Origin of the sequence: Pseudomonas sp. LAIL14HWK12:I1 (assembly GCF_003202095.1) — a bacterium.
Classification (GTDB): Bacteria; Pseudomonadota; Gammaproteobacteria; order Pseudomonadales; family Pseudomonadaceae; genus Aquipseudomonas; species Aquipseudomonas monteilii.
The window spans coordinates 51,339-73,671 of the sequence record NZ_QJKG01000001.1 but is presented as its reverse complement, the minus strand read 5'-3'; the positions used below and the strand labels follow the sequence as shown (position 1 = coordinate 73,671).

The 22,333-nt window shown below is 63.1% G+C and carries 8 protein-coding genes and 1 pseudogene; 3 read left to right on the top strand and 6 right to left on the bottom strand.

Annotated features, from left to right (window positions below):
* Nucleotides 1–46: 46 nt before the first annotated feature.
* Nucleotides 47–1,459, top strand: a complete 1,413-nt coding sequence (locus D906_RS00315) for a DOPA decarboxylase (protein ID WP_027614994.1) — start codon at nucleotides 47–49, stop codon at nucleotides 1,457–1,459.
* 35 nt (nucleotides 1,460–1,494) lie between these two features.
* On the opposite strand, the gene D906_RS00310 is transcribed toward D906_RS00315, so the two are convergent.
* Nucleotides 1,495–2,868: an MFS transporter gene (locus D906_RS00310; protein ID WP_016711199.1), complete on the bottom strand. Its 1,374-nt coding sequence runs from the start codon at nucleotides 2,866–2,868 to the stop codon at nucleotides 1,495–1,497.
* Between the two features lie 288 nt (nucleotides 2,869–3,156).
* Between D906_RS00310 and quiC the strand changes: the two genes are divergently transcribed.
* Nucleotides 3,157–5,064 (top strand): 3-dehydroshikimate dehydratase QuiC, encoded by a 1,908-nt coding sequence (gene quiC / locus D906_RS00305; RefSeq protein ID WP_019097811.1) that lies wholly within the window; start codon nucleotides 3,157–3,159, stop codon nucleotides 5,062–5,064.
* A 29-nt stretch (nucleotides 5,065–5,093) separates the two neighbouring features.
* Here the strand turns inward: quiC and D906_RS00300 are convergent, their stop codons facing one another.
* The 5 genes and pseudogenes from D906_RS00300 to D906_RS00280 all read right to left on the bottom strand — a co-directional run bounded on the left by D906_RS00300 (nucleotide 5,094) and on the right by D906_RS00280 (nucleotide 10,408).
* Nucleotides 5,094–5,762, bottom strand: coding sequence for a bifunctional 2-polyprenyl-6-hydroxyphenol methylase/3-demethylubiquinol 3-O-methyltransferase UbiG (locus tag D906_RS00300; RefSeq protein WP_027614993.1), 669 nt, complete (start codon nucleotides 5,760–5,762; stop codon nucleotides 5,094–5,096).
* A gap of 87 nt (nucleotides 5,763–5,849) precedes the next feature.
* Nucleotides 5,850–5,945: pseudogene (locus tag D906_RS26695) on the bottom strand (diguanylate cyclase); the annotation flags it as partial.
* 49 nt (nucleotides 5,946–5,994) lie between these two features.
* A complete protein-coding gene (locus tag D906_RS00290) occupies nucleotides 5,995–7,323 on the bottom strand; it encodes a TolC family outer membrane protein (protein ID WP_019097809.1) in 1,329 nt (442 codons plus the stop codon).
* Between the two features lies 1 nt (nucleotide 7,324).
* On the bottom strand, nucleotides 7,325–8,665 hold the full coding sequence (locus D906_RS00285) for an HlyD family type I secretion periplasmic adaptor subunit (RefSeq protein WP_016711195.1): 1,341 nt from the start codon (nucleotides 8,663–8,665) through the stop codon (nucleotides 7,325–7,327).
* 6 nt (nucleotides 8,666–8,671) lie between these two features.
* Nucleotides 8,672–10,408, bottom strand: a complete 1,737-nt coding sequence (locus D906_RS00280) for a type I secretion system permease/ATPase (protein WP_027614992.1) — start codon at nucleotides 10,406–10,408, stop codon at nucleotides 8,672–8,674.
* A 543-nt stretch (nucleotides 10,409–10,951) separates the two neighbouring features.
* On the opposite strand from D906_RS00280, the gene D906_RS00275 reads away from it, so the two are divergent.
* Nucleotides 10,952–22,291, top strand: a complete 11,340-nt coding sequence (locus D906_RS00275) for a peroxidase family protein (protein WP_050587733.1) — start codon at nucleotides 10,952–10,954, stop codon at nucleotides 22,289–22,291.
* Nucleotides 22,292–22,333 lie beyond the last annotated feature (42 nt).

The following is a 22,333-nucleotide window of genomic DNA, read 5'->3' as shown; positions in this document are numbered from 1 at the left end:
CAGGTGCCTAGACTGGGGGCAGTGGAAAAACCACAGGAGCCCCCACGTGACCCCCGAACAATTTCGTCAGTACGGCCATCAATTGATCGACCTGATCGCCGACTACCGCCAAACCGTCGGCGAGCGCCCGGTCATGGCCCAGGTTGAACCCGGCTACCTCAAGGCTGCCTTACCCGCAACGGCGCCCCGGCAAGGCGAACCCTTCGAGGCCATCCTCGATGACGTCAACCAGCTGGTCATGCCCGGCCTGTCCCATTGGCAGCACCCGGACTTCTACGGCTACTTCCCCTCCAATGGCACCCTGTCTTCCGTGTTGGGCGATTTCCTCAGCACCGGTTTGGGCGTGCTGGGTCTGTCTTGGCAATCCAGCCCGGCACTGAGCGAGCTGGAAGAAACCACCCTCGACTGGCTGCGTCAGCTGCTGGGCCTGTCTGGCCATTGGAGCGGGGTGATCCAGGACACCGCGTCGACCAGCACCCTGGTGGCGCTGATCAGTGCCCGTGAACGCGCGACCGACTACGCCTTGGTACGCGGCGGCCTGCAGGCCGAAGCCAGGCCTTTGATCGTGTATGTCAGTGCCCATGCCCACAGCTCGGTAGACAAGGCCGCGCTGCTGGCAGGTTTTGGCCGCGACAATATCCGCCTCATCCCCACAGACGAACATTACGCCTTGCGTGCAGAGGCCTTGCGGGCGGCGATCGAGCAGGACCTGGCTGCAGGCAACCAACCTTGCGCGGTCGTGGCCACCACTGGCACCACGGCCACCACCGCCCTTGACCCGCTGCGCCCGATCGGTGAAATCGCCCAGGCCCATGGCTTGTGGCTGCATGTGGACTCGGCCATGGCCGGTTCCGCGATGATCCTGCCTGAGTGCCGCTGGATGTGGGATGGCATCGAGCTGGCCGATTCGGTGGTGGTCAATGCGCACAAGTGGCTGGGTGTGGCCTTCGATTGCTCGATCTATTACGTGCGCGATCCGCAGCACCTGATTCGGGTGATGAGCACCAACCCCAGCTACCTGCAATCGGCGGTGGATGGCGAGGTGAAGAACCTGCGTGACTGGGGCATCCCGCTGGGCCGACGGTTCCGCGCGTTGAAGCTGTGGTTCATGCTGCGCAGCGAGGGCGTTGACGCATTGCAGGCGCGGTTGCGGCGCGATCTGGACAATGCCAGATGGTTGGCGGGGCAGGTTGGGGCGGCGGCTGAGTGGGAGGTGTTGGCGCCGGTGCAGTTGCAGACCCTGTGCATTCGCCATCGGCCGGCAGGGCTGGAAGGGGAGGCGCTGGATGCGCATACCAAGGGGTGGGCCGACCGACTGAATGCTTCTGGCGATGCCTATGTGACGCCAGCGACACTGGATGGGCGGTGGATGGTGCGGGTTTCGATTGGTGCGCTGCCGACTGAGCGAGGGGATGTCGAGCGACTGTGGGCGCGCTTGCAGGAAGTGGTTGAAGGTTGAAAGTGCCGGGGCCGCAACGCGGCCCCGACAATCTGTCAGTGGCTCACTGCCTGAAAGCTACCTTTACGGCTAGCCTCGTAAGCATCCTTTTCCATCGGCTTGGCATCCGGGTTACCCAGGTCTTCCATCGCCAGGCGATGGGTTTCCGGGGCAATGTAGGCCGCCAGGGCGCACACGCAGGTAATGAAGAACGCCAGGCTACCCACCACCAGCGGGATGTTGTCCGAGCCAGGCGGTGCGACCAAGGCGAACAGCGCTGGCAGCATGGCGGTCAGCATGGTGCCGATGTTCTGGGCGATGGCCATGGCCGATACGCGGTAGCGGGTGTGGAACAGCTCTGGGTAGAAGCTTGGGAACACCGCGTTGTAACCCTGGTAGACCATGCCCCACATGATGATCGATGCGGCGAACGCCATGGGCACGTTCTGGATGCTGATTGCATACAGGTAGACGAACGCCAGCAGGCCAGAGCCCAGGCAACCGGCGATCATGGTCGGGCGACGGCCGATCTTGTCCGACAGGTTACCCACGAACGGAATCACCAGCACCGCGACGATGTTGCCGACCACCGGAATCCACAGGTACACGCTCTTGTCGAAGCCGATGCCATAGGCTGGCTGCACCGCGTAGGCCGCACCGAAGATGGTGGCCACCACCGGGATCACGTTCATCAGGGCCATGAACATCACCAGCACCATGTGCTTCCAGCTGTGGCGGAAGGCCTCGCTGATGGGCGACTTGGCAACCTTGTCCTGCTTCTCTTCCTTCACGAACGCCGGGGTTTCGTGCACTTCCTTACGGATGATGAAACCGGCAATCAGCACGATGGCGCTCATCAGGAACGGAATGCGCCAGCCCCATTCGGTGAAGGCTTCGCTAGGCATGAAGTAGGCCAGTGGCAGGAACACCGCCGCGGCCAGCACCTGGCCAGCCTGCACGCCTTGCAGGGTAAAGCTGGCGTAATAGCCTCTTCGGCCGAATGGCGCGTGCTCCATGATCATGGAACTGGCACCGGAAATTTCCCCGGCCACGGCAAAGCCCTGGATCAGGCGCAGCACCACCAGCAAGGCCGGGGCGAGGTAACCGATGTCGTGGTAGGTGGGCAGCAGGCCGACGGCCATGGTCGACAAGCCCATCAGGAACATGCACAGCAGCAGGACGTTCTTGCGCCCGCGAGTGTCACCCCAGTGGCCCAGTACGAAGGCACCGACCGGGCGCGCCAGGTAGCCCACGCCGTACGTGGCCAACGAGGCAATGATGGCCATTTTCGGGTCGGTATTGGGGAAGAAGATCTGCGGGAAAATCAGCGCAGCGGCCTGGGCGTAGATGAAGAAGTCGTAGTACTCGAGTGCCGAGCCTATCCATCCACTGGCGGTCGCTTTTTTGGCTTGCGAGCTGGAGTGAGCCATCGTTGTCTCCGTTGTTATTGTTGTTTGCGCAGGTTCCGCCATCGGTTCACCAAGGCAGGAGGCAGTGGTCGGTGTGCCTGCGTCTGGGTCTCATGTTGACCGCAGGGCCAGCGGTCTAGCAATTCGCTAAATTGGGTTTTGTGCGATAATCGAACGCAAAACTAACCATTCCGTACAAAGAGATTGAAGCGGCGACTTTACCTGCGAATAATCGATCGTGCCATAAACTGTGACAGTGGTTTTTACCTGACTGGCACCGTCATTTTCTAACAACAAGGAACTCCCGCCATGCAGCGTTCGATCGCTACCGTGTCCTTGAGCGGCACCCTGCCGGAAAAGCTCGAAGCCATCGCCGCCGCCGGTTTTGACGGCGTCGAGATCTTCGAAAACGACCTGCTCTATTACGCCGGCAGCCCGCGCCAGGTGCGCCAGATGTGCGCTGATCTTGGCATTGCCATTACCCTGTTCCAGCCGTTTCGCGACTTTGAAGGCTGCCGCCGCGACCGGCTGCAGAAAAACCTCGACCGCGCCGAACGCAAGTTCGACCTGATGCAGGAGCTGGGCACCGACCTGGTGCTGGTGTGCAGTAACGTCCAGGCCGATGCCCTGGGCGAAGAGCAGTTGCTGGTCGATGACCTGCGCCTGCTGGCCGAGCACGCCGGCAAGCGCGGCCTGCGCATTGGTTACGAAGCGCTGGCCTGGGGCCGCCACGTCAACACCTACCAGCAGGTGTGGAACCTGGTGCGCCAGGCCGACCACCCGGCCCTCGGGGTGATCCTCGACAGTTTCCATACCTTGTCCCTGAAGGGTGACCCCAGCGCGATCCGCGACATCCCCGGTGACAAGATTTTCTTCGTGCAGATGGCCGACGCGCCGATTCTGGCCATGGATGTGCTGGAGTGGAGCCGCCACTTCCGGTGCTTCCCGGGGCAGGGTGAAATGGACATGGCCGGCTTTCTGGCGCCGATCCTCGCCACCGGTTACCGTGGCCCGCTATCGCTGGAAATCTTCAATGACGGGTTCCGCGCTGCGCCGCCACGGCAAAATGCCGCTGATGGCCTGCGCTCGCTGTTGTACCTCGAAGAGCAGACCCGCCTGCGCCTGGAACAGGAAAACACGCCGATCGAACCTGGCGTGCTGTTCACCCCGCCAGCGGCGAGCACCTATGACGGTGTGGAGTTCCTCGAATTCGCGGTTGACGAAGCTGTTGGCGCGCGTCTGGCCAGTTGGCTGAAGCGCCTGGGTTTTGCCGAAGCCGGCAAACACCGCAGCAAAGAAGTGCAGTTGCTGCGCCAGGGCGATATCAACATTGTGTTGAACGCCGAACCGTATTCCTTCGGCCACAACTTCTTCGAGGCCCACGGCCCGTCGCTGTGCGCCACCGCGCTGCGGGTCAAGGACCAGCAAGCAGCCCTGAAGCGCGCGACTGCCTACCGTGGCCAGCCGTTCCGGGGCTTGGTCGGCCCTAACGAATGTGAAGTACCGGCGGTGCGTGCCCCGGATGGTAGCCTGCTGTACCTGGTAGAACAGGGCACTGCCGGCCAGACCCTGTACGATACCGATTTCAGCCTGGACAAGAGCGCCACCGCCACCGGTGGCCTGCGCCGCATCGATCACATGGCCCTGGCCTTGCCGGCCGAGTCGCTGGACAGCTGGGTGCTGTTCTACAAGAGCCTGTTCGATTTCGCCGCGGATGACGAAGTGGTGCTGCCCGACCCATACGGCCTGGTCAAGAGCCGCGCGCTGCGTAGCCAGTGCGGCACGTTGCGCTTGCCGCTGAACATTTCGGAAAACCGCAACACCGCCATCGCTCATGCGCTGTCCAGCTACCGCGGTTCGGGCGTGCATCACATCGCCTTCGATTGTGACGATATCTTCCGCGAAGTGGCGCGCGCCAAGCTGGCTGGTGTACCGTTGCTGGAAATCCCGCTGAACTACTACGACGACCTGGCAGCACGCTTCGATTTCGACGACGAGTTCCTCAGCGAGCTGGCGTATTACAACGTGCTGTACGACCGCGATGCCCAGGGTGGCGAGCTGTTCCACGTGTACACCGAACCGTTCGAGGAGCGATTCTTCTTCGAGATCATCCAGCGCAAGGGTGGCTATGCCGGTTACGGCGCGGCCAACGTCGCGGTGCGTCTGGCCGCCATGGCCAAAGCCCGCAGCGGGGCGGCGCGCAAGCCTGTGCTCTGAAGCTTGAGCTGTGTGGGGGCTTGAGCGCCTCAAGGGCGCTCAGCCACCATCAACAATGACTGCGGCATCGCACTCTGCGGGTGCTGCGGCTCCTGCAGGCTGACCAGCCGCAACCCCGCCATGTCCAGTGCATTCAGCCAGCTGGCCAGGGTACGAAAATACCAGGGCATTGGCTGCCAATCCCCGGCAAACCCGGCAAATGACTCCTCCCGCCAGCCATCGTGATAGTCCCCACCCGCCATGCTCCAAGGGTGCAGCGTCTGGATCATCAGCGCACCGCCAGGCACCAGTAGGTCGTGCATCGCCGCCAGTAGCGGAATGATGTCCTGGTGCAACAACGCAAAATTGGCACAGATCAGGTCATAACCTTTGCCTACGTAGACGTGGCCCTCGGCCAACTGCGCATAGCTGGCCAGGTGCACCTCGGCCGAGCCCGCAGCCTGCGCGGCATCCACCAATGTCCTGTCACCGTCGACACCCACCGCTTCGATCCCGCGATCACCCAGGGCGCGCAGCAGCCAGCCCTCACCGCAGCCCAGGTCCAGCACCCGTTCGGGCTGGCGGCCAAGAATGGCCAGCAGGATCGCCTGGTCGGTGACCTGGCGGCGGCTTTCGATGGCGCCGCTGCGCACGGCGCCGATCCAGGCTTGCGCGTTGTGCTGCCAACTGTCGAGCAACGCGTTTTCAGGGTTGAGCATGATGATGGTCCTTTCTTGATCAGCCGGCTGCGGTCCTCTGTCGCTTGACCTGGTACCTGTTTCCATCCGCGTGCCTCAGCAACAGGCATGGCGGTTGCGGGAGTCGTAATGGGGCTGCCCGTTCATCACCCTTGCAAGCGACGGGCGGGTGATGGCCAGGTCGTCCGGGTGCATGCAGTCGGTGAATAGCCTGACGTCAATAAACCGGCCACCGCTACCGTGTGTGCTCCGATCAATTGCTTACCATCAGTTCCGGCCCCAGGTAATTGTTGATCTGTTCGATGTCGTCATCACCCAGGCTACCCACCGACGAGGCCAGCCGCAGCCGTGACATCAGGTAGTTCAGCTTCGCCTCGAACAGGTCGTGACGGGCGTCGTACAGCAACTCTTCGGCATTGAGTACATCCGAGTTGGTGCTGGTACCGCCTTCCTTGAAGCCCTTGCGGGTGGAGGACAGCGAGCGCTCGTTGGAAGCCACGGCCTTTTCCAGCGCCTGAATGCGCAAGGCACCACTCTGCACACCGCGGTACTCGCGGGTGGTGTCGGAAATCACCTCCTGGCGTGTGGCGTCCAGCTCGTCCAGGGCCTTCGAGCTGTTGGCGCTGGCCTGGCGAGTAAGGGCGCTGGTGCTGCCACCGCTGTACAGCGGAATGTTCAGCTCCAGCCCGATCGAGCTGTAGTGGTTACGCTGGTTGATCTCGGAAATCGACTGGCTGCTGCCGGCGGTGTAGCCGGCCACGAAATCCAGTGTTGGCCAGTGCCCGGCGCGGGCACGTTTCACTTCTTCTTCGGCCAGCTCGTAGCTGTGCCGGCGTGCATGAATCAACGGGCTGTCTGCCTGGGCCTTGACCAGCCAGTCCTGCAGGTTGCCTGGCATCAGCGGCGGTGTACTGAAGCCTGGCTGCAAGGTGGTCAGCGACTGTGGGGTTTCACCAATGTACTCCTCCAGCTTGCGCCGGGTATTGACCAGGTTGTCCTGGGCGTCGATCAGGTCGGCCTCGGCCAGGTCGCGGCGAGCGACCGACTCGTCGACATCTGTGATGGTGCCAGCGCCCAGTTCCTTGCGGCGCTTCGCCGAAGCCAGTTGCTCTTCGAAAGCGTTCAGCTTGGCTTTGGCCAGGGTGATGGTTTCGCTGGCCAGCAGCACGTCGAAGTAGGCGTCGGCCAGACGTACCGCGGCGTCCTGGCTCTTGGCATCGAACACCGCCACGCTGTAGTCGGCCCGTTGCTGGCCCTGGCGGTACTCGGCCATCTTCTGTTTGTTGAACAGCGGTTGGCGCAGGCGCACGTTGGCACCTTTGGAGTCATAGTCCAGGTCGTTGTCCTGGCCATTCTGGCGCTGGCTGCCATTGACCCTGTTGAAATAGGCCGAAGCGTTGATCTGTGGCAGCAAGCCAGCTTCGCCGATAGCGCGGTTTTCGCTGCCGGCCTGTTTCTCATGCACGGCGGCCTGGTAGATCGGGCCCTGGTATTGCAACAGGTCCCACGCTTGCTTCAGGTCCATGGCACTGGCCTGCACGGCAACCCCCAGCAGGCACAACATCAGGCACGGGCGTTTCATGTCATTGCTCCTTGAACGCGGCGTCGACGCGTTCGAGCATGGGTTTGAGCAAGTAGCTGAGCAGGTTGCGCTCGCCGGTCTTGATGGTGACGGTGGCGGGCATGCCGGGGCGGATATGGTTGCTGCCCAGCAGGCCCATGCCGGCGGGCGTCACTTCCACCTGGGCCAGGTAGAACGGCTGCTTGCTTTCTTCGTCGAGCAGGCGGTCGGCGGAAATGGTCTTCACCCGCCCCGGAATGTTCGGCGTCTGTGCGTGGTTGAAGGCCGGGAAGGCGATGTCCACGTCCAGGCCCGGCACCATCTTGTCGATAGCCTGCACCGGGATCATTGCGTCTACCTGCAGGGGCTGGTCGAGTGGCACCACCTCCATGATCTTGGCACCGGGCTGGATGATGCCGCCGACCGTAGCAATGCTCAGGCCCTGGACCATGCCATCGATCGGCGAGCGGATCACCGTGTGGGTCACTTCGTAGTCCAGTGCGCGCAAGCGGTCGGCCAGGGTGGTGTTTTCCTTGGCGGTGTCGGTCAGTTGCGATTCCACTTCTTTCAGGTAGTCGTGCTGGCGCTGCAGGATGCGCAGCTTGATCTCGGTGGCCTGGCTGCGTGCCCGGGCTATGTTGTTGAGGTTTTCTGCCTGGCCGGCGGACAGGTCGGCATTGCTGCGCTCCAGCTCCAGCAGGCGGTTGCGCGGTACGTAACCTTCGGCGGCCAGCACCCGTGTGCCTTGCAGTTCCTGGTTGAGGAAGCCGATCTGTGAGGCGCGGGCACCGTACACCTGCTGCAGGCCCTTGAGCTGCACCGCCGAAGCGGTGAGGTTTTCCTCAAGGATGCTCAGTTCCCCCGCCAGGCCGGCGCGGCGGGTGTCGAGCAGGCGCTGTTGCAAGTCCATGGCGGCCAGCAAGCGAGGGTCATTGGCGTAATGCTGGAGCAGGGCAGGGTCGAAGGTGACCGTGTCGCGGCCGTCGCGTTCGGCTTCCAGGCGGTTTTCCACGGTTTTGCTGACGATGTACTGCGCGCTGAGCGCGCCTTGCTCAGCGACTGCGCGCAGGGCGTCGAGCCGCACCACTTCCTGGCCTTTTTTTACCAGATCGCCTTCGCGCACCAGGATCGCCTCGACCGTGCCGCCGGTCAGGTGCTGTACCGCCTTGCGGTTGCTGGTGACCTTGACCGTGCCGGTGGCTACCACGCCTGCGTCCAGTGGCGCCAGGCAAGACCACAGCAAGAAACCGCCAAAACCGGCAATCACCATCCATACGCCCCAGCGTACTGGCCGGGCCGCATCCAGGTCGATCAGGTTCTTGGCTTCGGCGGGGATCAACTCAGCGTGTTGAGTCATCTGCATGATCGGCTACTCCCTTACTTTGACCGAAGCCAGCGGTGCCGCACCGGCCGCTGGAATCACGGCAGCCTTGCGCAGCGCCGCGAATACTTCGTCGCGGCTGCCGAGCATGTGCACAGCGCCGTCGCGCAACATGAGTATCTTGTCGACTGCACACAGCACATTGGGCCGATGGGAAATCAGGATCACCGTGGCGCCGCGCGCCTTCAACTCGGCCAGCGCATCCACCAGGGCCTTCTCGCCGACGTCATCGAGGTTGGCGTTGGGTTCGTCCAGCACGACCAGGTTGGGCTCGCCATACAGGGCGCGGGCCAGGGCGATACGCTGCTTCTGGCCGCCGGACAGTGGGGTGCCGTCGGCGGCCAGGCGCGTGTCGTAGCCCTGCGGGAAGTGCAGGATCATGTCGTGTACGCCGCTGCTGCGGGCAGCACGGATCACCGCATCGCTGTCCACCTCGGCAAAGCGCGCGATGTTTTCGGCGATGGTGCCCTCGAACAGCTCCACGTCTTGCGGCAGGTAGCCCAGCCAAGGGCCGAGTTCGGCCTTGTTCCAGGTGAAGATGTCGGCACCATCCAGGCGCACCTTGCCGGCCTGGGCCGGCCACACACCCACCAGCAGGCGGGCGAGAGTAGACTTGCCCGAAGCCGAAGGGCCGATGATGCCTAAGCTTTCACCCGGCACCAGGCTGAAGCTGACCCCGCGCACGATGCTGGTGGTGGTGCCGGGGGCACCGGCGATCACGTTTTCCACGGCCAGCATGCCCATCGGCCGCTGCAGCGACATGCTCGGTGGCCGCTGCGGATAGTCTTGCAGCAGGTCGTTGAGCCGGCCCCAGGCCAAGCGGCAACCGAGCAACTGCTTCCAGGAGGCAATCACCTGTTCCACCGGGCCCAGGGCGCGGCCGGTCAGGATCGAACACGCGATCATCATGCCGGGGGTGATCTTGCCTTCTATTGCCAGCAACGCACCGGTACCGAGGATCAGCGACTGCAAGGTGATGCGCACGAAACGCCCGGTGCTGCTGATCAGCGCCGCGCGGTCGGAGGCCAGGGTCTGCATCTGCAGGATGCGCAAGTGCCTTTGGTACCAGCGCTTGCCGATTGACGGCAGCATGCCCATGGCCTCGATCACTTCGGCGTTGCGCAGGTTGTTGTTGGCGTAGCTGGCCGACGTCATGGCGGCCTGATTGGCTTCGGCCAGTGGCTTTTGCGTAGCCTTCTCGGTGAGGTAGGCCAGGCCCACCAGGATCAGCGAGCCAATCATCGTGACCAGCCCGAGCCAAGGGTGGATCAGGTAGCAGACCACCAGGTAGATCGGCGTCCATGGTGCATCGAAAAAGGCGAACAAACCGTTGCCGGTCAGAAACTGCCGCACTTGCGCCAGGTCCTGCAGGGCCTGGGCCGGGTTGCCGCCGGCGCGGCTCAGGTTGCGTTCGAACGCGGCGCTGAAGATGCGCCGGTTGAGGTCCATGTCCAGGCAGTTGCCCACCCGGATCAGCACGCGGGTACGGGTCATCTCCAATGCCGACATCAACAGGAACAACCCGACCACCAGCAGCGTGAGCATGCCCAGCGTGGTGACGTTGCGGCTGACCAGCGCGCGGTCATACACCTGCAGCATATAAATAGCTGGCGTCAACATCATGACGTTTATCACGCCGCTAAAGGCGGCCAGGGCATAGAAGCTGCGGCGCAAGCGAAAGAGCACGTCGGCCAGCTCGGAGCGGGTGCGTGGTGGCTTAGGCATCGGGGGCCTCCCTTCGTTACAAGTCGGGAAGCCCTTGCGGCGCCCCGTACAACGGTAGTTGTGGCTTCTTGGTCGGCTCGCAGGCGGGTCGCTCTTATGGCGAATAGTCCAAAACGCTGCGTTGCTCCCACATGCACGAGCGTAGGTTGCAACGAAACATTCGGTAATATCATTTTGCTCTATTAATACTTTGAACTTTTTATAAGTGCCAGAAAAACAGCTATTTGCATCGCATTATCATCATCGAACGATTTTTTTGACGGGATATTGACAAGCTTTTGCCCTGCGACTTTAGTCTGAAGTATTCGGGCCCTGTGCAAGCTGGGGTCGATGCACGTGCGTTACACCTGTATCGCACGGTTAACAGGCCCTCCCGGAGCGGTGGGGCCGGCTTTCGAGTAATGAGGCTGAGGCGCCAACACAACAGCATTGAGCCGCCGAGCCCTTAAAAAAGAACCAGATACTGCGCACGTCAACACTGACTGGGCGCGGGAAGGACCCTGTTGCCCTGTGATTTCTCTTGAATGATCGAGGGCAATTGAAATGGCCAATTTCAGCAAGTCAGACCTGGAATTCATCCTCAAACAGATCTTCATCGCCGAAGCCCACGCAGATGGCGCCAGCCTGATCGACCTGCTGCCCAACAGTCAGGTGCCGTTCGGCCTGCGCACCGTGGATGGCAGCTTCAACAACCTGGTCGCCGGGCAAAGCGAGTTCGGCGCTTCTGACAACGCGTTCCTGCGCTTGCTCGATGCCTCCTACCGCGCCAACTATGTGGGCACCGGCAATGTCGTCGATTCACAACCGCGCACCATCAGCAACCTGATCGTCGACCAGACGGCGAACAACCCGGCTGCGGTCGAGGCCAATGGCGGTGCTGCTCCGGTGATGAGCCCGGGGATCGATGGGGTGTTCGGCACCGCTGATGACAAGCCTGTGTTCTTCATCCCCAACGTCTCGCCCGACGTGGGCCTGACGGCTGGCTTCAACGCCTGGATGACCTTCTTCGGCCAGTTCTTTGACCACGGTCTTGACCTGGTGAGCAAGAGCAGCACCGATATCGTGTTCATTCCGCTGCGCCCCGACGATCCGCTGTTCGTGGCTGGCAGCCCGACCAACTTCATGGTGCTTTCACGTGCCGTACGTACCGCCGGTGCCGATGGTGTAGTGGGCACGGCCGACGATAGCCAGCCCAACACCACCTCGCCGTTCGTCGACCAGAGCCAGACCTACAGCTCGCACCCCTCGCATCAGGTGTTTCTGCGCGAATATGCGTTGAATGCCGCAGGCGACCCGGTGGCCACCGGGCGGTTGATCACCAACCGCGACCTGGGCGCGGACGGCAAGTTCGGCACAGCTGACGATGGCAACAGCGAGAATGGCGGCATGGCCACCTGGGCGGTGGTCAAGGCTCAGGCCCGTGACATGCTGGGTATCAACCTGACCGACGCCGACGTGCACAGCGTGCCGCTGCTGGCCACCGATGCCTATGGCAACTTCCTGCGTGGGCCCAACGGCATGCCGCAAGTGGTGATGCGGGTGAACAATGGCGCCGATGGTATTGCCGGCACGGCCGACGACGTCACCCAACTGGTCGAAGGCGACCGCAACGCGCCGATCAGCCTGGCCAACGCCGTGAGCACCGGGCATGGCTTCCTTGACGACATTGCCCACAACGCCGCGCCCGTGGTGGTGGGCGGTGTGTTGCAGGCCGATGCCGACACCGCAGTAGGCAACGCCCAGCCAGTTGGCCCAGGCGGCAACAACCTGACCTACGACAACGAACTGCTCGACGCCCACTACATCGCCGGTGATGGCCGGGTGAACGAAAACATCGGCCTTACTGCCGTGCACCATGTGTTCCACTCCGAGCACAACCGCTTGGTGCAGCAGACCAAGGACACCTTGCTGGCCGCCGGTGACCTGGCGTTCCTCAACGAGTGGCTGATCGACGATGTCACCGCCATCCCCACCACGCCAGCCGGCATCGCCGCACTGGTATGGGACGGCGAGCGGTTGTTCCAGGCCGCCAAGTTCGGCACCGAAATGCAGTACCAGCACCTGGTGTTCGAAGAGTTCGCGCGCACCATTCAGCCGCAGATCGACGAGTTCCTCGCCCCCAACGGCTACGACACGTCGATCAACCCAGCCATCCTCGCCGAGTTCGCCCATGTGGTGTACCGCTTCGGCCACTCGATGCTGACCGAAACCGTCGACCGCTTCGACCCCGACTTCAACCCGGTGTCGGGCGACCCCGCCAACCCGGATCAGCAACTGGGCCTGATTGCCGCCTTCCTCAACCCGCTGGCCTTCGCCGGCAGCGGTGCCACCGCCGACGAGGCAGCCGGTGCGATCATTCGCGGCGTGACCCGCCAGCTGGGCAACGAAATCGACGAGTTCGTCACCGAGGCGCTGCGCAACAACCTGCTTGGCCTGCCGCTGGACCTGCCCGCGCTGAACATCGCCCGTGGCCGTGACACCGGTATCCCCAGCCTGAACGAGGCGCGCCGCGAGTTCTATGCCGCAACCGGTGACAGCCAGCTCAAGGCCTACATCAGCTGGGTCGATTTTGCCGACCACCTCAAGCACCCGGCGTCGCTGATCAACTTCATCGCCGCCTACGGCACCCACGCCACCATCACCGGGGCCACCACCGAAGCGGCCAAGCGCGCCGCCGCAGTGGCGCTGGTGCTTGGCGGCGACGGCGCGCCTGCCGATCGCCTGGACTTCCTCAACAGCACCGGCGCCTATGCCAACGTGACGCTGGCCGGCAAAGACGGTATCGCCGGCACGGCCGACGACATTGCCGGCGTGACGGTGACAGGTGTCGATGCCATCGACTTCTGGGTCGGCGGCCTGGCCGAGAAAAAAATGCCCTTCGGCGGCATGCTGGGTTCCAGCTTCAACTTTGTCTTCGAAACCCAGCTGGAAGCGTTGCAGAACGGCGACCGCTTCTACTACCTGTCGCGCACGGCGGGCATGAACTTCGGCACGGAACTGGAGAACAACTCCTTTGCCAAGCTGATCATGGCCAACTCCGACGTCACCCACCTGTCCAACACCGTGTTCCTCACGCCCACCTTCACCCTGGAAGTGAACCAGGCCAACCAGTTCACCGGGCTGGGGGCCGACGGCAAGGCCGACCCAACGGGCGGCATCGAAATCAACGGCGTGGAAATCGTACCGCTGGTGATTCGCGACAACCCTGACACTGTTGGGCCCGACAGCAACTTCCTGCACTACACCGGTGAAGACCATGTGGTGCTGGGCGGCACTGCCGGCAACGACATCATCATTTCCGGCGAAGGTGACGATACCGTTTACGGCGATGCCGGCGACGACGTGCTTGAAGGTGGTGCTGGCAACGATGCCGTGCTGGGCGGTGCAGGTGACGACATCATCACCGACTCGTTCGGCGACAACCGCCTGGAGGGCAACGCCGGTAACGACGTGATCGTCGCTGGCAGCATGCTGGTGGCCGGCAACCTGATTCTGGGCGGCGACGGTCAGGACTTCATCATCACCACCGAGGATATTTCCACCACCTTCGGCGGCCAGGGCGACGACTTCATCCTCGGTGCCAAGACCAACCTGCCACCCACCGGCAACGAGGGCGACGACTGGATCGAGAAGGGCACCCAGGACGGTGCGCCCGGCGACAACTTTGCGCCGCTGCTGGGTGATGAGGTGGTCGGCAACGACATCTTCGTCGGGGGCGGTGGTTTTGATGAAATGATCGGTGAAGGCGGCGACGACATCTTTGTCGGCAGCGATGCCCAGGACAAGATGGACGGCATGTCCGGCTTCGACTGGATCACCAACAAGAACGACAAGGTCGGCGTTACCGTTGACCTGAGCCTGGCCGCGCTGGCCCAGCCCCATGGCAATGCACCAAACCAGAACGCCGGGGTATTCAACCCGGTCGGCGCCTCGCCGGCCAGCATCCTCGACCGCTTCGCCGAGGTGGAAGGGGTGTCCGGCTCGAACTACGCCGATGTGCTCAAGGGCGATGACGTCGATGCCGTGACCATCCTCAACCATGGCGGTGCCACCGGCAGCGCACTGACCAACGTGGCATTGATCCGCGGCCTGCAGCAGTTCCTGGCCGATGCCGGGTTGCCGACCACCGGCTTTGCCACCGGCAACATCATGCTCGGCGGCAATGGTAGCGACCTGATCGAAGGCCGTGGCGGCGATGACCTGATCGATGGCGATAAATGGCTGAACGTGCGCATTGCGGTGTATGCCCCAGGCGACGTCAACCACACCGGGCCAGAGATCGCCAGCTTCGACAGCATGGTCGACATGATCCCGTTCATGCTCGACCGCACTTACAACCCAGGTCAGCTCAAAGCCGTGCGGGAAATCCTGCCGGGTACCTCGACCGGCGGCGCGGCCTTTGACACTGCCATATACGCGGGGGTGCAGAGCGAATATGTGGTGACCCAGAACACCAAAGGCACGGCTGACGTTGCCGATGACGTGTGGACGGTGACCGATACCGTGGCCGGCCGCGATGGCGTGGATACCCTCCTGCACATCGAACGCCTGCAGTTCGCCGACAGCCAGCGCGTGCTGGTGGAAGGGGTGAACGCGCAACCCACCGGCAGCCCGACCGTGCTCGATGGCAACGGCGGTGCGATCACTGTGGGTGACATGCTGACAGTGAGCGTGGCGGGCGTGCTCGACGCCGACAACGTCAGCGCGGGCAACCTGACCGGCACACTTGCCGACCGTTCGGTTTCGTACTACTGGCAGTTCGAGGCCGACCCGGGCAGTGGTGTGTTCCAGGACATCATCCTGCTGCCGGCCGGCGACCTGGCGTTCCAGAGCGCCGACGGTACGTCGTTCAAGGTATCGCCAGACCTGGCCGGGCTAAGCCTGCGGGTCAAGGCGATCTACCAGGACGCCCATGGCACTACCGAAGTGCTCTTCTCGCAGCCCACGGCCGTGGTACAGCCGGGCGCACCGGTGGTGCCGACGCCGGCCACCCCGGTCGTGGATGCCACCGCTGGGGGGGAAGGGCTGCACATGGTGCGCTCCGACCTGAACTTCATCCTGGCCCAGATCAAGATCGCCGAAGCCGATGCCGCCGGGCAGGACATCCTTTCGTTGATCCCCAACATCCGCGCGCCCTTGGGGCTACGTGCGGTAGATGGCTCGAACAACAACCTGATGAACCTCAACGGCACCAACAACACCCAGTTCGGTGCCGCCGACAACGTCTTCCCACGCGTGACCGACCCGGTATTCAACCCGGCAGAGGGTGCCCCGGCCGGGTTCTTCGGGCCTGGCTCGCCAGCCATTCCGGGGACGTCGTACCAGCAAACCAGCGGCCCGGTGTTCGACTCGCAGCCGCGTACCATCAGTAACCTGGTGGTCGACCAGACCTCCAACAACCCGGCGGCTTATGCCACCGCGTATGACCCGGGCGCGGACGGCGTGCTCAACTTCGGCACGCCAGGCAACGACGATGTGCTCAAGGACGGCGTGCGCATCGTTGCCAGCCCCGGCATGGATGGCCAGTTCGGCACCACCGACGACCACGATGTGTACCTGTTCGAAAACACTGCAGCCGATGCCGGGTTGTCCGCGCCGTTCAACGCGTGGATGACCTTCTTCGGACAGTTCTTCGACCATGGTCTGGACCTGGTCACCAAGGGCGGCTCGGGTACCATCTACATCCCGCTGCAGCCGGATGACCCGCTGTACGTGGAGGGTGGTTTCACCAACTTCATGGTGGTAACCCGTGCCACCAACCTGCCAGGGCCGGATGGCATCCTCGGCAACGCCGATGACATTCACGAGCACACCAACACCACCACGCCGTTCGTGGACCAGAACCAGACCTACAGCTCGCACCCCTCGCACCAAGTGTTCCTGCGCGCCTACATCATGACCGATGATGGCCCTGTCGCTACAGGCCGCCTGATCACCAACCGTGACCTGGGCGCCGATGGCAAGTTCGGCACCGGCGACGACACCGAAATCGGTGGCATGGCCACCTGGAAGGTGGTCAAGGCCCAGGCCCGCGACCTGCTCGGCATCAACCTGACCGACGCCGACGTCGACAACGTGCCTTTGCTCGCCACCGACGCCTACGGCAACTTCATCAAGGGGCCGAACGGCTACCCGATGGTGGTGATGAAGGGCCTGGACGGCATTGCCGGCACGGCCGATGACCAGCAGGTCGAAGGCAACCCGCTGGCGCCGCTCGACCTGACCAATGCCGTGCGCACGGGGCACCAGTTCCTCGCCGACATTGCACACAATGCCGTGCCGGTGTTCAGCGGTGGTGTGCTGGCGCCGGATGCCGACGACGTGGCCGGCAACGCTGTGCCCGTCAACCCGCAGACCGGGGCCAACCTGGCCTACGACAACGAACTGCTGGATGCGCACTACATTGCCGGCGACGGCCGGGTCAACGAGAACATCGGCCTGACCGCCGTGCATGCCGTCTTCCACGCCGAGCACAACCGGCTGGTGGCGCAGACCATGGACACCGTGCTCGACTCGGGCGACCTGGCGTTCCTCAATGAGTGGCTGCTCAACCCGGTCACCGCTTTGCCGGTCACCCCGGCCGAGATCGATGCCCTGGTATGGAACGGCGAACGCCTGTTCCAAGCGGCCAAGTTCGGTACCGAGATGCAGTATCAGCACCTGGTGTTCGAAGAGTTCGCCCGTACCGTGCAACCACGGGTCGACCTGTTCTTCGCCCCGACCCAGGTGTATGACGTGGACCTCGATGCGTCAATCGTGGCCGAGTTCGCCCACACCGTGTACCGCTTTGGCCACTCGATGCTGACCGAGACTGTCGACCGCTTTGACGTCGACTTCAACGTCATCCAGGACCCGGCCAGCGCCAACCCCGAACAGCAACTGGGCTTGATCGCGGCGTTCCTCAACCCGCTGGCGTATGCCGCCAGTGGCGTCACCCCCGAGGATGCCACCAGCGCCATCGTGCGCGGGGTTACTCGCCAGGCCGGTAACGAAATCGACGAGTTCGTCACCGAGGCGCTGCGCAACAACCTGCTTGGCCTGCCGCTCGACCTGCCGGCGATCAACATCGCCCGTGGCCGGGATGTCGGCATCCCCTCGCTGAACGCTGTGCGCCGCGACATCTTCGGGCAAACCGGCGACACCCAGCTCAAACCGTACACCAGCTGGGTCGACCTGGTGCAGCACCTGAAGCACCCCGAGTCGCTGATCAACTTCATCGCGGCTTACGGCACCCACAGCAGCATCACCGGTGCCACCACCCTGCTCGAAAAACGCGCTGCGGCCATGGCCCTGGTGTTCGGCGGCGATGGTGCGCCGGCCGATCGCCTGGACTTCCTCAACAGCAGTGGTGCCTGGGCCAATGTGACCCTGCCGGGCAAGGATGGCGTGCTGGGTACGGCCGATGACCTGAAGGCTGTGACCGTGACCGGTGTCGATGCCATCGACCTGTGGATCGGCGGCCTGGCCGAGGCGAAAACCCCGTTCGGCGGCATGCTCGGCAGTACCTTCAACTTCGTGTTCGAAAACCAGATGGAGAAACTGCAGGACGGTGACCGCTTCTACTACCTGGAGCGCACCTCTGGCCTGTCGATGAACGCCGAGCTGGAGAGCAACTCGTTCGCCAAGCTGATCATGGCCAACACCTCGGCCACCCACCTGCCGGGCCTGGTGTTCTCCGACCCGGGCTTCTACCTGGAACTGGACCAGAGCAAGCAATACAACGACGGCCTGGGCAATGCCGACCCGCTGGGCGAGAACGGCGAGCAGGTGGTGTTCCGCGACAGCCCGCTGACGGTTGGCCCGGACACCAACTACATCCGCTATGCCGGTGTCGAGCACATCGTGCTGGGCGGCACCAACGGTGACGACATCCTGGTGTCCAGCGAGGGTGACGACACGGTCTGGGGCGATGGCGGCAACGACCGCATCGAGGGTGGCGACGGCAACGACCAGCTGCGCGGTGGCGCCGGCGACGACATCATCAGCGACATGGGCGGTGACGACAACATCCAGGGCGGCGACGGCAACGATGTGCTGCACGGCGGTAATGGCGTCAACCTGATCATCGGCGGTTTCGGCAACGACTTCATCGTCACCGGTGAGGACGCTTCCGAAGCCATTGGCGGCCAGGGCAACGACTTTATCCTGGGCAGCAAGGCCAACGAACAGGATATGGGTAACGAAGGCGACGACTGGATCGAGAAGGGCACCTCGGACGGTGCGCCTGGCGACAACTTCGACCCACTCGGCAACGACCCGATCATCGGCCACGACGTGTTCATCGGCGGCAACGAGAACGACAAGTTCAACGGTGAAGGCGGCGACGACATCATGGTCGGCAGCCTGGGCTTCGGCGACCGCTATATCGGCGGCTCCGGCTACGACTGGGCGACCTTCAAGGACCTGGCCCAGGGCGTGACCGTCGACTACAGCGACCGCTTCTTCGATGTGCCGCCGGTACCGGGCTCGGGCGCGTCGGCGCTGGTGCGCTTCGACATCATGGAAGGCCTTTCCGGCTCGTCCCATGGCGACTTCCTGCGCGGTGACAACGAAGACGCCGCCAGCCTGCCGACCAATGGCGCCACGGGCAGCGTGCTGACCAACATCAACCTGATCAACGGCCTGTCCAGCCTGCTGGCTGCCGGGGCGACGTTCTACGATGGCGGCAACATCATCCTCGGCGGCAGCGGCAGCGACCTGATCGAAGGCCGTGGTGGCGACGACATCCTCGACGGTGACAAGTGGCTGAACGTGCGCATCAGCGTGCGCGCCAACAGCGACGGCACCGGCCCGGAAATCGCCAGTTTCGACAGCATGGAGCCGATGGTGCCGCTGATGCTCAATGGCACCTACAACCCGGGCCAGCTGGTGATCATCCGGGAAATCCTCAATGGCACCGACAGCTATGACACGGCGGTGTTCTCGGGGGTGGCCACCGACTACAGCGTGGTGGTCGATGGCAACGCGGTGATCGTCACCGACCTGGTGGCCGGGCGTGATGGTGTCGACCGCCTGACCGGTATCGAGCGGCTGCAGTTCTCTGACCGCTCGCAGGCGTCGGGTGTGGGCACTGCCGTGAACGCCGGCCCTACGGGGCACCTGGCGATTCTCGATGCGGCCACCGGTTTGCGTGACGATACCCCCGTCAGTGGTCAGCTGCTGCGTGTAACACCGCTGGCCGTGCGCGATGCGGACAACGTCAGTGCGGCCAACCCTACCGGTGCAGTCAACGGCCCGGTAGCGTACTACTGGCAAGTCGAAACGCTGCCGGGTTCGGGGGTTTACGAAGACATCACCTTCGTTGCCGCAGGGGAGGTCTCGCGGGCCATTGGCACCACTTACCGCGTAACGGACGACGTGGCCGGCCTGAGCATCCGCGTTCGCGCGGTGTATCAGGACGCCAAGGGCACGCTGGAAATCGTCGACTCGTCGGCGAACAGCGCGCCGAGTGCTGGCCCGACCGTGACCGGGTTGCTGGTGCAGAACCAGACACTGACGGCCAACACGGCAACCATCGTCGATGCCGACGGCCTGAGCAACCCGCAGTTCACCTTCCAGTGGCAGTCCAACCGGGGTCTGGGCTGGGTCAACATTGTTGGCGCCATCAGCAGCACCTTTGTCCTGACCCAGGCGCAAGTGGGGCAGAACATGCGGGTGGTGGTCAGCTACGTGGATGACTTTGGTGTGCAGGAAAGCATCGCCTCCGACATCCTCGACCCTGTGGCCAACGTCAATGATGCCCCGACCGGTGCGCTGCTGATCAGCGACACCACGCCAGACATCGGGCAGACGCTGACGGCACTCACCGGCAGTATTGCCGACATTGACGGGCTGGGGGCGTTCAGCTTCCAGTGGCAGCAAGGTACCGGTGGCGTCTTCACCGACATCGTTGGCGCCACTGCGGCCACCTTCACGCCAGGCCTCAACCAGGGAGGCCAGCAATTGCAGGTGATCGTGCGCTACACCGATGCCTTCGGCACCGTGGAGACACTCACCTCGGCGGCGACTGCTGCAGTACCAGGGTTGACGCTGGTCGGCACCAACGGTGCCGATATCCTGATTGGGAGTGCAGGCAATGACGTGATCTCGGGCCTGGACGGCGCCGACCAGCTGTTTGGCGGGCTTGGCAATGACGTTCTTGACGGCGGGCTTGGCGCGGATGCCATGACCGGCGGTGGTGGCAACGACACCTTCGTGGTCGACAACGTCGGCGACACGGTGATCGAAGCGCTCAATGGCGGCGTCGACCTGGTGCAGACTAACCTGGCCAGTTACATCCTGGGTGCCAACGTCGAAAACCTGACCTATACCGGCGCGGGCAACTTCATCGGTGGTGGTAACGCTCTGGCCAACACCATTACCGGCGGTGCTGGCAACGATCGGCTCAATGGCGGCGCAGGTGCAGACCGGCTGGTGGGGGGGCTCGGCAATGACACTTACGTGGTGGATGACGCTGGAGATCTGGTGTTCGAGAATGCGGGAGGCGGTACGGATGATGTGCGTACCACGCTGACCAACTACATCCTGCGTGCCAACCTCGAAAACCTGTCGTACATCGGGGTGGGCAACTTCGTCGGTGGTGGCAATACGCAGGACAACATCCTCTTCGGTGGCACTGGCAACGATAGGCTTAATGGCGGTGAAGGTGCCGACCGTCTGGTAGGCGGTCTCGGCAACGACACCTACGTGGTGGATAACGTTGGGGATCTGGTGTTCGAGGATGCGGGGGCCGGCACGGATGACGTCCGTACCTCACTGACCAACTACATCCTGCGTGCCAACGTCGAAAACCTGACCTATACCGGGGCGGGCAACTTCATCGGTGGTGGTAACACGCTGGACAACATCCTCTTCGGTGGCGCTGGTAACGACCAGCTCAATGGCGGTGAAGGTGCCGACCGCTTGGTGGGGGGGCTCGGCAACGATACCTACGTGGTGGATAACGCAGGGGATCTGGTGTTCGAGAATGCGGGAGGCGGTACGGATGACGTGCGTACCACGCTGACCAGCTACATCCTGCGCTCCAATGTCGAAAACCTGACCTATACCGGGGTAGGCAACTTCATCGGTGGTGGCAACACGCTGGACAACATCCTCTTCGGCGGCGCTGGCAACGACCAGCTCAATGGTGGTGAAGGTGCCGACCGCCTGGTTGGTGGTCTCGGTAACGACACTTACGTGGTGGATAATGCTGGGGATCTGGTGATTGAGGCCAATGGAGCCGGTACGGACACTGTGCGTACCGCGCTGACCAGCTACACCTTGGGTGCCAACGTTGAAAACCTCACCTATACCGGGGTGGGTAACTTCAGCGGTAGTGGTAACGCGCTGGACAACATCATCACCTCAGGCGCTGGCAACGACCAACTCAACGGTGGCGCAGGTAGCGACCAACTGTTGGGGGGCAGTGGCAACGACACCTTGAACGGCGGTGACGACAACGACAGCCTCGATGGTGGCCTTGGCAACGACATTCTGAACGGTGGCACAGGCAGCGACACGCTGTTCGGTGATGCTGGCAACGATATCCTGTCCGGTGGCAGTGGCAACGACTTCCTCAACGGTGATGTTGGCGACGACACGGTCAACGGCGGTGCCGGGGATGACACGATGATGGCCACTGACGGCAATGATGTCTTCCAGTTCGCCGCTGGCTTCGGCAATGACCTGATCATCAACTTCGACAGCAACGCGGTGGGTGGCCAGGACCGGCTGGATATCACGGCCTTCAACATCACTGCGGCGACCTTTGCCGCCAGCGTCACCATCGCCGATGTTGGCGACGATACGCTGGTCAGCATTGGCGCCACCGACTCCATCCGCCTGGTAGGGGTGGCGGATGCAACCACAGTAACGGCAGCGGACTTCACCTTGGCGGGTTGAGGAGCCCAGGGGTAAGGTGTTGTCTTCAAATACCGGGGCTGC